The following is a 14057-nucleotide window of genomic DNA, read 5'->3' as shown; positions in this document are numbered from 1 at the left end:
AGCAAAGACAAAAAAGCCGGCATCGCGCCGGCTTCGTTGCGCTCAGTCCAGCGACTGAACGGTTTTCTTCACCTGGTCGGGGAAAAACAGCCGCTGCAGTTCCAGGCCCGGTTGCTCGGCGCGCATGAACGCTTCGCCGACCAGGAAGGAATACACCTCATTGATTTCCATCAGTTCCACGTCGGCGCGGTTGAGGATGCCGCTCTCGGTGATGGCCAAACGGTCGCGGGGAATGCGGGGCAGCAGGTCCAGGGTGGTGTCCAAGCTGACCTCGAAGGTGTGCAGGTTACGGTTGTTGACCCCCACCAGCGGCGTATCCAGGGTTTTCAGCGCCCGCTCCAGCTCGTCGCTATCATGGACTTCCACCAGCACGTCGAGGCCGACGTCTTTGGCCGTAGCGGCAAGCTCGGCCATCTTCACGTCGTCCAGCGCCGAGACGATCAGCAGCACGCAGTCGGCGCCCAAGGCTCGGGCTTCGACGATCTGATAGGGGTCGACCATGAAGTCCTTGCGAATCACCGGCAGCGATACCGCCGCCCGGGCCTGTTGCAAGTACTGGTCGGCGCCTTGGAAGTAGTCCACATCGGTGAGCACCGACAGGCAAGTGGCCCCCCCCTTCTCATAGCTCACGGCAATGTCCGCGGGCTCGAAGAGCTCGCGAATCACACCCTTGCTCGGCGACGCCTTCTTGATCTCGGCGATGACCGCCGGCTGCTTGGCCCGGGCCTGCTTGATCAAGGCATCGGCAAAGCCACGCGGGGCATCGGCCGCCTTTGCCAGTCGCTCCAGTTCGGCCAGGCTGACGCGAGCACTGCGCTCGGCCACTTCCTGGAATTTGCGGACGATGATCCGCTCCAGCACCGTCGGTACGCTCATGCTCCGTTCTCCTGCTTGAATACGGCGGTAAAGGCGCCCAGTTCCTGGAGTTTTTCCCAGGCAAGGCCAGTGTGCAGCACATCGTGGGCCAGTTCGACGCCCGACTTCAGGCTCATGGCATGGTCGGCGGCATACAGCGCGGCGCCCGCGTTGAGCACGATCATTTCAGCGGCCTTCTGGCCATTTTCGGTCTTGCGCCGGCCCAGCGCGTCGCGGATCAGCGCCAGCGACGCCTGTGGATCTTCGACCGCCAGCCCATGCAGGCTCTGGCTTTTCATGCCGAGGTCTTCAGGCTCGACCCAGTATTCGCTGATCTCGCCGTTCTTGAGTTCGGCCACGAAGGTCGGCGCGGCCAGACTGAACTCGTCCAGGCCATCCTTGGAGTGCACCACCAGCACGTGCTTGCTGCCCAGTCGCTGCAGCACCTCGGCCAGCGGGCGGCACAGCGCCTGGGTGAACACCCCCACCACCTGATGCTTCACCCCGGCCGGATTCGTAAGCGGGCCGAGCATGTTGAACAGGGTGCGCAGGCTGAGGTCGCGGCGCGGACCGGCGGCGTGCTTCATGGCGCTGTGGTGAGTCTGGGCGAACATGAAGCCGATGCCCAGGCTGTCGATGCAGCGCGCGACCTGGACCGGCGTCAGGTTCAGGTAGATGCCGGCCGCTTCCAGCAAGTCGGCGCTGCCGCTCTTGCCGGACACCGCGCGGTTGCCGTGCTTGGCCACCGGGCAGCCAGCGGCCGCGAGCACGAAAGCCGAGGCCGTGGATACGTTGAAGATATTGGCGCCATCGCCACCGGTGCCGACGATGTCGACCACGCCGTCGAGGCTCTGCAGTTCGACCTTCTCGGCCAGCTCGCGCATGACCGACACGGCACCGACGATCTCATCGATGCTCTCGCTCTTCATGCGCATGCCCATGAGGAAGGCGCCGATCTGCGCCTCGCTGCATTGGCCAGTCATGATCTGGCGCATGACATCGCGCATCTCGTCGGTGGTGAGGTCGAGGTGGCCAACGATGCGACTCAGCGCGTTCTTGATATCCATGTCGTTCCTTAACGGCGGCCGCCGGTCTGCTTGAGGAAATTGGCGAACAGCTCGTGGCCCTGTTCGGTGAGGATTGACTCCGGATGGAACTGTACGCCTTCGATGTTCAGGGTCTTGTGACGCAGGCCCATGATTTCGTCGACCGAGCCATCTTCGTGCGCCGTCCAGGCGGTGACTTCCAGACAGTCCGGCAGGGTATCGCGCTTGACCACCAGCGAGTGATAGCGGGTCACGGTCAGGGGATTGTTCAATCCGGCGAACACACCCAGGTCACGGTGGAACACCGGACTGGTCTTGCCATGCATCACCTGGCGCGCGCGCACCACCTCGCCCCCATAGGCCTGGCCGATGGACTGGTGCCCCAGGCACACGCCGAGGATCGGCAGTTTGCCGGCAAAATGCAGGATGGCTTCGATGGACACCCCAGCCTCGCTCGGCGTGCAGGGGCCGGGAGACACGACGATGCGTTCCGGATTCAAGGCTTCGATCTGGGCGATGGTCATTTCATCGTTGCGAATGACCTTGACCTCGGCACCCAACTCGCCAAGGTACTGCACCACGTTGTAGGTAAAGGAATCGTAGTTGTCGATCATCAGTAACATCGGGGCAACCTCTTGAACTTACTGACTGTACTTTCGGACCTGCCTGCGTCGTTCATGGGCGCGGCGATACCGCGACGGCGATGTGGAACGGCAGGAGGCAAACGGGACGGGCCGGGCAAGGCCGGCAGGGGAAAGTGTCAGGCGCGCCAACGCCAACGGGCGTGAGCCTTGATAACGCGCATCAGGAGTTTGCTGACGATCAACACGGGGGAGTTCTCGCTCATACGTCCCGGCACAGTAGCCTACCGCAACAACGGGCGCAATACGCGGCAAACCCCGGCAAACGCAGAGGCCTGGAACCTACCGGCGGTTTTTTTGCTAAGGTCTGCGAGCTGTTCCTCAAAACAACAACGAAACGGAATTTCATCCATGCGCCAGCCACCGTTCCTGCGTACTACCCTGTGCCTGCTCAGCCTGGTCTGCAGCCAGGCCATGGCAGCGCCCTCCCCTTATTCTTCCCTGCTGGTTTTCGGCGACAGCCTCAGCGATGCGGGACAGTTCCCGGACCTGACCGGCAGCGCGCAGGGCCTGCGCTTCACCAATCGCCAGGGCAATGGCGACTACGCGCCCGTGTCACCGATGATCCTCGGCACCAAACTAGGCTTTTCCGCCACGTCATTGGGACCTTCGACTTCGCTGAGCAACCTGCTGCAAGGTCGGCCCGACGGCAATAACTGGGCGGTCGGCGGCTACACCACGCAGCAAGTCCTCGACTCGATCACCGAAACTTCCCAGGCAGTGATTCCGCCCGGGCGCCTGGGCGCCGGCCTGGTGCTGCGCGAGCGTCCCGGCTATCTGGCCGGCGGACTGCGCGCCGACCCCAACGCGCTGTACTACCTCACCGGCGGCGGCAACGATTTTCTCCAAGGCCTGGTGAACAGCCCCGCCAGCGCCGCCGCAGCCGGTGCCCGCCTGGCGGCCAGCGCCCAGGCCCTGCAGCAGGGTGGAGCGCGCTACATCATGGTCTGGCTGCTGCCGGACCTGGGCCAGACACCGAACTTCAGCGGCACGCCGCAGCAAGCGCCGCTGTCGCAGCTTTCAGGCGTGTTCAATCAGTCGTTGCTCGGCCAACTGCGCCAGGTGGACGCCGAAGTCATCCCGCTGAACATTCCCACGCTGCTCGGCGAAGCGCTGCGCAGCCCGGCGCAATTCGGCCTGGCCGCCGACCAGAACCTGGTCGGCACCTGCTACAGCGGCGACGGCTGCACCGCCAATCCGGTGTACGGCGTGAACGGCAGCAATCCCGATCCCTCACGGCTGCTGTTCAACGATTCGGTACACCCAACCATCGCCGGTCAGCAATTGATCGCTGACTACGCTTATTCCATTCTCGCTGCGCCCTGGGAGCTGACACTGCTGCCAGAAATGGCTCACGCCAGCCTGCGCGCGCATCAGGACGAACTGCGCAATCAATGGCGCTCGCCCTGGCAGCCGGTCGGCCAGTGGCAGGCGTTCGTCGCCACCGGTGCCCAGGACCTGGATTTCGGCAGCCAGCGTAGCGCCGCCAGCGGCGACGGGCGCGGCTACAACCTGACCCTGGGCGGCAGCTACCGGCTCGACGACGCTTGGCGCGTAGGCATTGCAGCGGGCGCCTATCGGCAGAAGCTCGAAGCAGGGCCACGGGATTCGGACTACGCGCTCGACAGTTACCTGGCCAGCGCCTTCGCCCAGTTCCGTCAGAACCGCTGGTGGGCCGATGCAGCGCTGACCGCCGGTCACCTGAACTACGACAATCTCAAGCGCAACTTCGCCCTCGGCGCAGGCGAGCGTAGCGAGAAAGGCAGTACCGACGGCGAGGCCTGGGCGCTCAGCGGCCGACTGGGCTACAACCTGGCGACCGACGACAGCGCCTGGCAGTTGGCGCCATTCATCAGCGCGGATTACGCGCGGGTGAAGGTGGACGGCTATGACGAGAAGAGCGGACGTTCGACGGCGCTGGGCTTCGACGACCAGGACCGCACGTCACGGCGACTGGGGGCAGGCGTGCTGGGCAGTGTGCAGGTGATGGCCAATACGCGGTTGTTCGCCGAGGTGGCACGCGAGCACGAGTTCGAAGACGACCGCCAGGACCTGACCCTGCACCTGACCAGCCTTCCAGCCAACGACTTCACCCTCGCCGGGTACACGCCCCACAGCAACCTGACGCGGGCGAGCCTGGGCATCAGCCACGAGCTGGTGCCGGGGGTGAAGCTAGCGGGGAACTACAACTGGCGCAAGAGCGACGAACTGCGCCAACAAGGGATGAGTGTGGGCGTAAGCGTGGACTTCTAACGCTTCAAGTCGGCGCAAGGCCGCTCCTGCAGACAGACTGATCGTCTTGCAGGCGCGGCCTGAGCGTCATGCTGTTCACTTAAAGATGCTGGGTCCGCTTCGCGGCCCTTTCGCGACACAAGGCCGCTCCCACAATGTCCGCGCAAACCCTGAAACAGGGGCTGTACGGACCCTGTGGGAGATTCTATGGTTGTGGGCAATGCTTTTTGCCGCCTTTGCTCACGTATTCGCCTTGAGTCTTCATCAAGGCGAATGCAATTCTGGCCAGCTTTCGCGCCAGGATGACCAGGGCCTGAGTGGTTGCCTTACCTGTACTCCGATAATGTTCATAGACCTCCTTCCAGGCCTCGGTTTTGCTAGCGGACATGGCGGCGTTGTGCAAGAGTCGGCGCACTTCTGAGCAGCCGCGCTTGGTCAAGCGTCTGCGTCCGCATTTCTGGCCTGATTCGGAAACTTCCAGATCCATACCCAGAAAAGCGATGAAGGAGTCGCTTCGCTTAAAGTCGCCACGGATGAAGGCAGTGACCAAAGCGACAGCCGTTAGAAAACCAATGCCTTCAACTGCTTGGCAGCGGGCAACCTGCTCGCTCAGCCCTGCCTCTCTCACTGATGTCTTCAAACGCTTTTGAATCAGCAGATCAAGCGATGCAAAGTGCTTGGCAAAACTTTTGAAGGCTTCTTTGAGGGACACTTCGTTTCCCCAGCTCTGGGTCAGGCTGGTGCGTGCCGACACCAGTGCTGCTCGGCGTCGCAGAAGGCTCTGGAGCTTGCTGTAGACGGCTGGAGGGGGCGTCCAAGGACGAAGCGCACTGCCCTCACGATTAAGGAAACGGGCGAGTAGACAGGCATCAGACGCATCGGTTTTGACACGCCCGCCAATTCCTTTTCGGTAGTTGCTCAGCTGGAACCCATCGACGACATAGACGGCAAAACCCACTTCGTAAGCCATCTCCACCAAGTCCAGGTGATAAACGTTGGTGGCTTCAACACAGATGGCCGTATTGGCAGGCTGAAGTGCCAGCCATTTGCGGATCTCAGGCTTGGTATTTTTAAACGCGTGTTGTTGAGCAGTGTCCTCGCAGTAACTGACCAGTTCGACCTTGGCGACATCGACGCCAATGATGAACTTCTCGACTCGCATTGCCATGACCTGAACTCCCACGGTATGGTTTTTGGGCTCGGAGGGGGTTCACCAAGAGGCGCTGGCTTGCTTCTATCGTCGCTTGCAAACGATGCATTCTTTATCGGCGCTTTGGTGAAGGGGTGGGGCGAGGTCTCCCACGGTCTGTACTGTTTGTGGACAGTCAGATTCGGCCTTTTCGTCCCACCACCCCTTCGAGTATCACCATACAAGCGGCCTTGTGTCGCGATCGGGCTGCGTAGCAGCCCCAATTCCAGCAATACAGATCTTAAGTGAACAGCATTACGGCCTGAGCGGGACTGCGCAACAGCCCCGATGCGAAGGGTTTACTTGAGCGTGGTCTGCTCAGCCAGCGCCACCGCGCGGAACATGGCGCGGCGCTTGTTGATGGTTTCTTCCCACTCCAGCGCCGGCACCGAGTCGGCGACGATGCCGCCACCGGCCTGTACGTGCAGTTCGCCGTCCTTGATCACCGCCGTGCGAATGGCGATGGCGGTATCCATATTGCCGTTCCAGGCGAAATAGCCCACCGCGCCACCATAGACGCCGCGCTTGACCGGCTCCAGTTCGTCGATGATTTCCATCGCGCGGATTTTCGGCGCACCCGACAAGGTGCCGGCCGGCAGGATCGCACGCAAGGCATCCATCGCCGTGAGGCCCTCGGCGAGTTCGCCGGTGACGTTGGAGACGATGTGCATCACGTTGGAGTAGCGTTCGATCACCATCTTCTCGGTCAGCCGCACGCTGCCGGTGGACGACACCCGCCCCACGTCGTTGCGCCCCAGGTCGATCAGCATCAGGTGCTCGGCGATTTCCTTGTCGTCCGACAGCAAGTCGTCTTCCAGCGCCCGGTCCGCTTCCTCGGTGGCACCGCGCGGGCGGGTGCCGGCGATGGGACGGACCGTGACCAGATTGTCCTCGACCCGCACCAGCACTTCCGGCGAACTGCCGACCACGTGGAAGTCGCCGAAATTGAAGAAGTACATGTAGGGCGTCGGGTTGAAGCAGCGCAGCGCACGGTACAAGTCGATGGGCGCAGCCTTGAAATCGATGGACATGCGCTGCGACGGCACCACCTGCATGCAATCGCCGGCCAGGATGTACTCCTTAATCCGGCCCACGGCCTTCTCGTAGTCGTCGCGGGTGTAGCTGGAGCGGAACGCCGGTTCTGCGGGCATCGGGCCGCCGAGATCCAGGCCACGGCGTGGGGTGATCGGCTGGCGCAACGTGTCGAGCAACCCGGCCAGCCGCGCCTGGCCCTGCTCGAAGGCCTGCGTATCCTCCGGATCGACCAGCACGATGGCGTGCATCTTACCGGCCAGGTTATCGAACACCACCACCGCGTCGGACACCATCAGCAGGATGTCCGGCACGCCCAGTGGATCAGGATTCGGGCTGGCTCCCAGGCGTTTCTCGACATAGCGCACGCAGTCATAGCCGAAGTAGCCGACCAGACCGCCGTTGAAGCGCGGCAGACCGGCGATGTCGGCGACCTTGTAGCGCTGCTTGAACGACTCGACGAAGGCCAGCGGATCCTCGACCTCATGGCTTTCCACTTCGACCCCGTCTTCCAGGATGCTCACCCGGTAGCCGTGAACCCGCAGCACCGTGCGCGACGGCAGGCCGATCATCGAATAACGGCCCCACTTCTCACCGCCCTGCACGGACTCGAGCAAGTAGGTGTTGGGCTGGTCGGCCAGCTTGAGGTAGATCGACAGCGGTGTGTCGAAGTCGGCCAGGGTTTCACAGGCCAGGGGAATGCGGTTGTAGCCGGCAGCGGCCAGGCGCAGGAATTCTTCGCGGGTCATGGGTAGCCTCGGGGCAAGCAGCAATGGGGTCGGACGAGCAGACGAGCCGGCAGGCGCCGGCGGGCAGGAGTCAGGCGCGCCAGCGCCAGCGGGCCAGGGCCTTGATGACTTTCATCCAGAATTTGCCGGTGACACCCACAGTGCGATCTCTGTCTTTGGAGGCGTGAAGGTTTGCCCACGTTATCCCAGTGTCGGTGACGACGCAACCGGGCAACAGCAGACGCAAATCATCCAGCACCAGGCTTGGCGATTCCTCTTCGATCGGCCGCCCGTGGTTGTAGCCGTAGGTCAAGCCGACGCTCTTGACCCCCGCTGCCGTGGCCGCCAGCACATCGTTGCGCGAGTCGCCGACGAACAACGCGTGCTCCGGAGCGATGCCCGCCATCTGCATGACGAACAGCAGTGCGGCCGGGTCGGGTTTCTTCTGAGGCAGGGTGTCGCCGCCGATGATCCAGCGGAAGTAGCGGCCGATCTTCATCTGGTCGAGCAAGGGCGCGACGAAGCGTTCGGGCTTGTTGGTGATCAGCGCCATCTCCACACCCTGCTTGTGCAGCCAGCGCAGGGTGTCGCGCACGCCGGGATAGACCACCGTCAGCTCATGGCTTTCGCCATAGGCTTGCATGAACAACGCCAAGCCTCGCTCAGCCAGTTCGGGGTCCACGTCGGCATGCTCGAGACTGCCGGCCAAGGCGCGGCGTACCAGCACCTCGGCGCCATTGCCGACCCACTGACGCACGGCTTCTAGACCCGCAGGCGGGCGACCCAGGGCAACCAGCATGTGGTCGACGGCGGCGGCCAGGTCCGGCACCGAGTCGATCAGGGTGCCGTCCAGGTCGAACATGACCAGCTTGGGCAGCGTCCCCGGGAACAACTGCTCGAAGCCACTCATGGGCGCGCCTGGGCGAGCTCGGCATGCATCTTGGCGATGACTTCGGCGTAATCCGGCGCGTTGAAGATCGCCGATCCGGCGACGAAGGTGTCAGCGCCTGCGGCGGCGATCTCACGGATATTGCCGACATTGACCCCGCCATCGATCTCCAGGCGGATATCACGGCCGCTGGCGTCGATCAGTGCGCGTGCTTCGCGCAGTTTGTCGAGGGTGCCGGGAATGAACTTCTGTCCGCCAAACCCTGGGTTGACACTCATCAGCAGGACCATGTCGACTTTGTCCATCACGTACTTGAGCACGTCCAGGCCAGTGGCCGGGTTGAACACCAGGCCGGCCTTGCAACCGCCGTCACGGATCAGTTGCAGCGAACGGTCGATGTGCTGGGTCGCTTCAGGATGGAAGGTGATGAAGGTGGCACCGGCCTCGATGAAATCGCCGATGATGCGATCGACCGGGCTGACCATCAGGTGCACGTCGATCGGGGCGGTCACGCCGTACTTGCGCAGCGCGCTGCAGACCATAGGGCCGATGGTCAGGTTGGGCACGTAGTGGTTGTCCATGACATCGAAGTGGACGATGTCGGCCCCCGCGGCCAGGACCTTGTCCACGTCCTCGCCCAGGCGGGCGAAGTCGGCGGAAAGAATGGAGGGGGCAATAGCGTAGGGCTGCATGGCGCACCTGTTGGCAGAATCACGGTGGCGCGCATTGTAACTCAGGCGAATGGATCGGGGCTGATTGGTATCAAAACCGCAGTTGCCTGTACCGGCCTCATCGCGGGACGAGCCCGCTCCCACAGGGATCCCACTGTTCATGAGTGCAGTGCTCTACCTGTGGAGCGGGGTTGCCCCGCGATGAGGCCGACACTACCGCCGCAGAGTCAGCCAGGTTGCTGGGTACGCAGCTTCTCGCTGCGCCCGCGCAGCCACTCCAGGGTCAGCAGCAACACCACCGAAAAACCGATCAGCAGCGTCGCAGCGGCGGCGATGGTCGGACTGAGGTTCTCGCGAATGCCGCTGAACATCTGCCGTGGCAGGGTGGCCTGCTCGGGACCGGCGAGGAACAGCGTCACCACCACTTCATCGAACGACGTGGCGAAGGCGAACAGCGCCCCGGAAATCACCCCGGGCGCAATCAGCGGCAAGGTCACCCGACGGAATGCCAGCAGCGGCGAGGCGCCCAGGCTGGCCGCCGCGCGAACCAAGTTGTAGTTGAACCCCTGAAGCGTCGCCGACACGGTGATGATCACGAACGGCACACCCAGCACCGCGTGCACCAGGATCAGCGAGAGGAAACTGTTGCCCAGCCCCAGCGGCGCGAAGAACAGGTAGCTGGCCACCCCGATGATCACCACAGGCACCACCATTGGCGAAATCACCAGCGCCATCACCAGCGACTTGCCGGGAAAATCGCCACGGGTCAGGCCGATTGCGGCCAGAGTGCCGAACACCATCGCCAGCACCGTGGCCGCCGGGGCGACGATGATGCTGTTCCTGAGCGCGCGCATCCACTCGGCCGAGGCGAAGAAGTCCTGATACCACTGCAGCGAAAAGCCTTGCAGCGGGTAGACCAGGAAACTGCCGCTGTTGAACGACAGCGGGATGATGACCAGCACCGGCAGCACCAGGAACAGCAGGATCAGGCCGCAGAGAATGCGCAGGCCGTAGAACCAGACCCGCTCCACCGGCGACATGTAAGGGCTCAACATGACAAGGCTCCTCAGCTCAGGCGCAGGCGGCTGGCGCCGACCAGCCAGCTATAGATCAGGTACAGCAGCACCGTGGCCAGCAGCAACAACCCGCCCAAGGCGGTGGCCATGCCCCAGTTGATGCTGGTGTTGGTATAGAACGCGACGAAGTAGCTGACCATCTGGTCGTTCGGGCTACCCAGCAGCGCCGGCGTGATGTAGTAGCCGATGGCGAGAATGAACACCAGCAGGCAACCGGCGCCGACACCGGCGTAGGTCTGCGGGAAGTACACGCGCCAGAAGCTGGCGAACGGATGACAGCCCAGGGAGATCGCCGCACGCATGTAGCTTGGCGAAATGCCCTTCATCACGCTGTACAGCGGCAAGATCATGAAGGGCAGCAAAATGTGGACCATGGAGATGTACACGCCGGTGCGGTTGAACACCAACTCCAGCGGCTGATCGATGACGCCCATGGCCATGAGTGCACTGTTGATCAGGCCGCCCGATTGCAGCAACACGATCCACGCGGCCACCCGCACCAGAATCGATGTCCAGAACGGCAGCAGCACCAGGATCATCAGCAGGTTGCTTTGACGGGTCGGCAAGTTGGCCAGCAGGTAGGCCAACGGATAGGCCAGCAGCAGGCAGATCGCGGTGATCACCACGCCCATCCACAGGGTGCGGGCGAAGATGTCCAGGTAGATGGCCTGGTCGGGCGTGGTCTTGGCCAACTCGCCCAGGTCGTCGATGCGGTGGTCCAGCGCGGCCAGCAGGTAGAACGGCGTCACCGAGCTGGTATTGCGGCGGATCGCTTGCCAGTAGGCCGGGTCACCCCAGCGCTCGTCGAGGCTCTGCAGCGCCTCTTTATAGGAAGCCGGCTCGGTCTTGAACGGCAAGGCGCGGGCCGTCTTCGACAGCAGGCTGCGGTAGCCGGCCAGTTCCATGTTCAGGCGCTTGGAGAGCTCGCCCAAGGTCTGGTTCTTGCGCGACTGCGCCAGGTCGTCGCTCAGGGCGCGGTACACCGCTTCGCCGGGCAGGCTCTTGCCATCCCACTGCGCCACCGCCTCGACGGTGCGCGGCAGGCCGGCCACCACTTCGGGGTTACCGACGCTCTTGAACAGCAACGCGGCGATCGGCACCAGAAATACCAGCAGCAGAAACGCCACCAGCGGTGCGATCAGCGCCTGCGCCTTCCAGCGGTTGACCCGCTCGGCACGCTTGAGGCGCTGCTTGAGACTTGGACCTGCGCCTTCATTGAGGGGCACTGCAGTGGCCATGACGAACTCCGCAAACAGGAAAACGGGGGAGCGCCGGCCAACGGCCCGGCGCTCCAGCGACACGCGTTACTTCTTCGCCGCCCAGGCGTTGAAGCGTTGCTCCAGTTGCTCGCTGTTGTCAGCCCAGAAGGCCACGTCGATCTGCACCTGGTTGGCGATGTTCTCCGGCGTGGTCGGCATGTTCTGCTTGACCTCGTCGCTGAGCAGGGCGACGGCCTTGGCGTTGGCCGGGCCGTAGGCGATGTTCTCGGAGTAGATCTTCTGCTGCTCAGGCTGGACGCTGTAGGCGATGAACTTCTTGGCCTCCTCGACGTTCTTCGCACCCCGCGGAATGGCCCAGGCATCGAAGTCGTAGATGCCGCCGTTCCACACCACCTTCAGGTTGCTCTCCTTCTGCACTGCCGCGATACGCCCGTTGTACGCCGAGCTCATGACCACGTCGCCGGAGGCCAGGTACTGCGGCGGCTGGGCGCCGGCTTCCCACCACTGGATGCTCGGCTTGAGCTCGTCGAGTTTCTTGAAGGCGCGGTCTACACCGGCCTTGGTGGACAGCACCGAGTAGACATCCTTGGGCGCCACGCCGTCGGCCATCAGGGCGAATTCCAGCGTGTACTTGGCGCCCTTGCGCAGGCCGCGTTTGCCGGGGAATTTCTTCGTGTCCCAGAAATCGGCCCAGCTGGTGGGGGCGGACTTGAGCTTGTCGGCGTTGTAGGCCAGCACCGTGGACCACACGAAGAAGCCCACGCCGCACGGCTGGATGGCGCCTTTGACGTAGTCGGACTCGTTGCCGAACAACGCGGGATCGAGCGGCTCGAACATATCCTCGTCACAGCCACGGGCCAACTCTGGGGACTCGACCTCCACCAGATCCCAGGACACGCTCTTGGTGTCGACCATGGCCTTCACCTTGGCCATTTCACCGTTGTATTCCCCGGCGACGATCTTGCCCTTGCCTGCCTGTTCCCACGGCTCATAGAACGCCTTGACCTGGGCGGCCTTGTTGGCACCACCGAAGGACACCACGGTGAGGTCCGCGGCCAGCACCTGGCCGGCGGTGAACAACCCCAGGGCCAGGGCGGTCAGTTTCAACTGCTTGCGCATTATTATTCTCTCCACAGTACAGGGTTGGTGAAACGAACCATCAGTGGGCTTCGACGACCGGGTCGAGCGCGCGTGCGTGCTCCACCGCCCAGCCCAGCGGCACTACGTCGCCCACGGCCAGCGCCGGGTCGAGCTCGGCAATCGGCTGCTTGACGAAGAAATCGCTCTTGCCGCACACCTCCAGGCGAACCCGTACGTGGTCGCCCAGGTAGATAAACTCGGCCACCCGGCCGGAAAACCGATTGGCGCAATGTGCGCTGTGGCCGTTGAGGCGCACCCGCTCGGGGCGCACCGACAAGGTCACCGGCTCGCCGGGCGCACCGACGTTCACCGCCAGCGCCTCGACCTGCTCGCCACGCGCCAGTTGCACCTGGCAGCGCTCACCCTGACGCGACAGCAGGGTGCCATTGAGGCGGTTGTTCTCGCCGATGAAGTTGGCCACGAAGGTGTTGGCCGGGGCTTCGTAGAGCGTGCGCGGATCGGCGATCTGCTGGATCTGCCCCTGGTGGAACACGGCCACGCGATCGGACATGGTCAGCGCTTCGCCCTGGTCGTGGGTCACGTACACCACGGTCACGCCCAGGCGCTGGTGAATGTGCTTGATCTCCATCTGCATGTGCTCGCGCAACTGCTTGTCGAGTGCACCGAGCGGCTCGTCCATCAGCACCAGTTGCGGCTCGAACACCAGGGCGCGGGCCAGCGCCACGCGCTGCTGCTGGCCCCCGGAGAGCTGGCCGGGGTAGCGCTTGGCGAAGCTGTCGAGCTGGACCATGTTGAGCACGCGCTTGACCCGTTCGCTGATGTCGGTCTTGCTCAGGTTGCGTACGGTCAGGGGGAAGGCCAGGTTCTCGGCCACGGTCATGTGCGGGAACAGGGCGTAGTTCTGGAACACCATGCCGATGTCGCGCTTGTGCGGCGGCACATTGTTGATCGAGCGGCCTGCCAGTTGGATCTCGCCAGCGGTGGGGGTCTCGAAGCCGGCCAGCATCATCAGGCTGGTGGTCTTGCCGGAGCCCGAGGGGCCGAGCAGGGTCAGAAACTCGCCTTTGCGGATGTCCAGGTTGAGGTCTTTGACGATCAGCGATTCGCCGTCATAGCTCTTCTGCACGCCCCGAAAGCTGACCAGCGTCTCGTTCGATTTCGCCTCGCTCATGCCCTGCACCTTCTTGTTGGAATGACTGCGTGGGCGAAAGACTAGAAGAACGGTTACCTCGCCGAAATCGGCGGTGCTGAGAGAATGCCATCATCCAGATGGAAGATTCGTTGTAGGGATCCCCCTACATGAATGACGCAAATGGAATGCTCATTCACTCGGGGCATCGGCCGCTACTCGCACGCTTGCAGGGCGAGCCTTGTGCC

The 14057-nt window shown here is 63.3% G+C and carries 12 protein-coding genes; 1 reads left to right on the top strand and 11 read right to left on the bottom strand.

The window, feature by feature from the left end:
• Positions 1-42 precede the first annotated feature (42 nt).
• The 3 genes from trpC to GKC70_RS02330 are packed head-to-tail and all read right to left on the bottom strand — an operon-like array spanning position 43 to position 2524.
• A complete protein-coding gene (trpC, locus tag GKC70_RS02340) occupies positions 43-876 on the bottom strand; it encodes an indole-3-glycerol phosphate synthase TrpC (RefSeq protein ID WP_342650339.1) in 834 nt (277 codons plus the stop codon).
• Entirely contained in the window at positions 873-1922 is a 1050-nt protein-coding gene (gene trpD / locus GKC70_RS02335; RefSeq protein ID WP_039581110.1) for an anthranilate phosphoribosyltransferase, read from the bottom strand. The genes trpC and trpD overlap by 4 nt, the downstream gene beginning before the upstream one ends.
• Before the next feature lie 8 nt (positions 1923-1930).
• Positions 1931-2524, bottom strand: coding sequence for an aminodeoxychorismate/anthranilate synthase component II (locus tag GKC70_RS02330; protein ID WP_342650338.1), 594 nt, complete (start codon positions 2522-2524; stop codon positions 1931-1933).
• A 369-nt stretch (positions 2525-2893) separates the two neighbouring features.
• Here GKC70_RS02330 and estP point away from each other — a divergent pair, with 369 nt between their 5' ends.
• Positions 2894-4795, top strand: coding sequence for an esterase EstP (gene estP / locus GKC70_RS02325; protein WP_342650337.1), 1902 nt, complete (start codon positions 2894-2896; stop codon positions 4793-4795).
• Between the two features lie 184 nt (positions 4796-4979).
• Here estP and GKC70_RS02320 read toward each other — a convergent pair whose 3' ends face one another.
• The 8 genes from GKC70_RS02320 to GKC70_RS02285 form a co-directional block, all read right to left on the bottom strand.
• Positions 4980-5942, bottom strand: a complete 963-nt coding sequence (locus GKC70_RS02320) for a transposase (RefSeq protein ID WP_342650336.1) — start codon at positions 5940-5942, stop codon at positions 4980-4982.
• Positions 5943-6262: 320 nt separating this feature from the next.
• Positions 6263-7744 carry an anthranilate synthase component I gene (gene trpE, locus GKC70_RS02315; protein ID WP_317871002.1) on the bottom strand — a complete coding sequence of 494 codons (1482 nt, stop codon included), beginning with the start codon at positions 7742-7744 and terminating at the stop codon, positions 6263-6265.
• A 70-nt stretch (positions 7745-7814) separates the two neighbouring features.
• Positions 7815-8633: a phosphoglycolate phosphatase gene (locus GKC70_RS02310; RefSeq protein ID WP_039581120.1), complete on the bottom strand. Its 819-nt coding sequence runs from the start codon at positions 8631-8633 to the stop codon at positions 7815-7817.
• Entirely contained in the window at positions 8630-9304 is a 675-nt protein-coding gene (gene rpe, locus GKC70_RS02305) for a ribulose-phosphate 3-epimerase (protein ID WP_295485157.1), read from the bottom strand. Before rpe ends, GKC70_RS02310 begins: the two co-directional genes overlap by 4 nt.
• A gap of 206 nt (positions 9305-9510) precedes the next feature.
• Positions 9511-10338: an ABC transporter permease gene (locus GKC70_RS02300; RefSeq protein WP_029615070.1), complete on the bottom strand. Its 828-nt coding sequence runs from the start codon at positions 10336-10338 to the stop codon at positions 9511-9513.
• Between the two features lie 11 nt (positions 10339-10349).
• Complete coding sequence (locus tag GKC70_RS02295; RefSeq protein WP_039581125.1) at positions 10350-11597, bottom strand: ABC transporter permease; 1248 nt, start codon at positions 11595-11597, stop codon at positions 10350-10352.
• A 66-nt stretch (positions 11598-11663) separates the two neighbouring features.
• On the bottom strand, positions 11664-12698 hold the full coding sequence (locus GKC70_RS02290) for an ABC transporter substrate-binding protein (protein WP_029615072.1): 1035 nt from the start codon (positions 12696-12698) through the stop codon (positions 11664-11666).
• Between the two features lie 40 nt (positions 12699-12738).
• Positions 12739-13851 (bottom strand): ABC transporter ATP-binding protein, encoded by a 1113-nt coding sequence (locus GKC70_RS02285; RefSeq protein ID WP_342650335.1) that lies wholly within the window; start codon positions 13849-13851, stop codon positions 12739-12741.
• Positions 13852-14057: the final 206 nt, after the last annotated feature.

It is taken from the genome of Pseudomonas sp. REB1044, from assembly GCF_038813925.1.
Lineage (GTDB): Bacteria > Pseudomonadota > Gammaproteobacteria > Pseudomonadales > Pseudomonadaceae > Aquipseudomonas > Aquipseudomonas boreofloridensis.
The sequence above is the reverse complement of the archived record's forward strand: the minus strand, read 5'-3'. Positions and strand labels throughout refer to the sequence as shown.

Coding starts and splice junctions, on each gene's coding strand:
- trpC (WP_342650339.1), bottom strand. CDS start 876: ATGAGCGTACCGACGGTGCTGGAGCGGATCATCGTCCGCAAATTCCAG.
- trpD (WP_039581110.1), bottom strand. CDS start 1,922: ATGGATATCAAGAACGCGCTGAGTCGCATCGTTGGCCACCTCGACCTC.
- GKC70_RS02330 (WP_342650338.1), bottom strand. CDS start 2,524: ATGTTACTGATGATCGACAACTACGATTCCTTTACCTACAACGTGGTG.
- estP (WP_342650337.1), top strand. CDS start 2,894: ATGCGCCAGCCACCGTTCCTGCGTACTACCCTGTGCCTGCTCAGCCTG.
- GKC70_RS02320 (WP_342650336.1), bottom strand. CDS start 5,942: ATGGCAATGCGAGTCGAGAAGTTCATCATTGGCGTCGATGTCGCCAAG.
- trpE (WP_317871002.1), bottom strand. CDS start 7,744: ATGACCCGCGAAGAATTCCTGCGCCTGGCCGCTGCCGGCTACAACCGC.
- GKC70_RS02310 (WP_039581120.1), bottom strand. CDS start 8,633: ATGAGTGGCTTCGAGCAGTTGTTCCCGGGGACGCTGCCCAAGCTGGTC.
- rpe (WP_295485157.1), bottom strand. CDS start 9,304: ATGCAGCCCTACGCTATTGCCCCCTCCATTCTTTCCGCCGACTTCGCC.
- GKC70_RS02300 (WP_029615070.1), bottom strand. CDS start 10,338: ATGTTGAGCCCTTACATGTCGCCGGTGGAGCGGGTCTGGTTCTACGGC.
- GKC70_RS02295 (WP_039581125.1), bottom strand. CDS start 11,597: ATGGCCACTGCAGTGCCCCTCAATGAAGGCGCAGGTCCAAGTCTCAAG.
- GKC70_RS02290 (WP_029615072.1), bottom strand. CDS start 12,698: ATGCGCAAGCAGTTGAAACTGACCGCCCTGGCCCTGGGGTTGTTCACC.
- GKC70_RS02285 (WP_342650335.1), bottom strand. CDS start 13,851: ATGAGCGAGGCGAAATCGAACGAGACGCTGGTCAGCTTTCGGGGCGTG.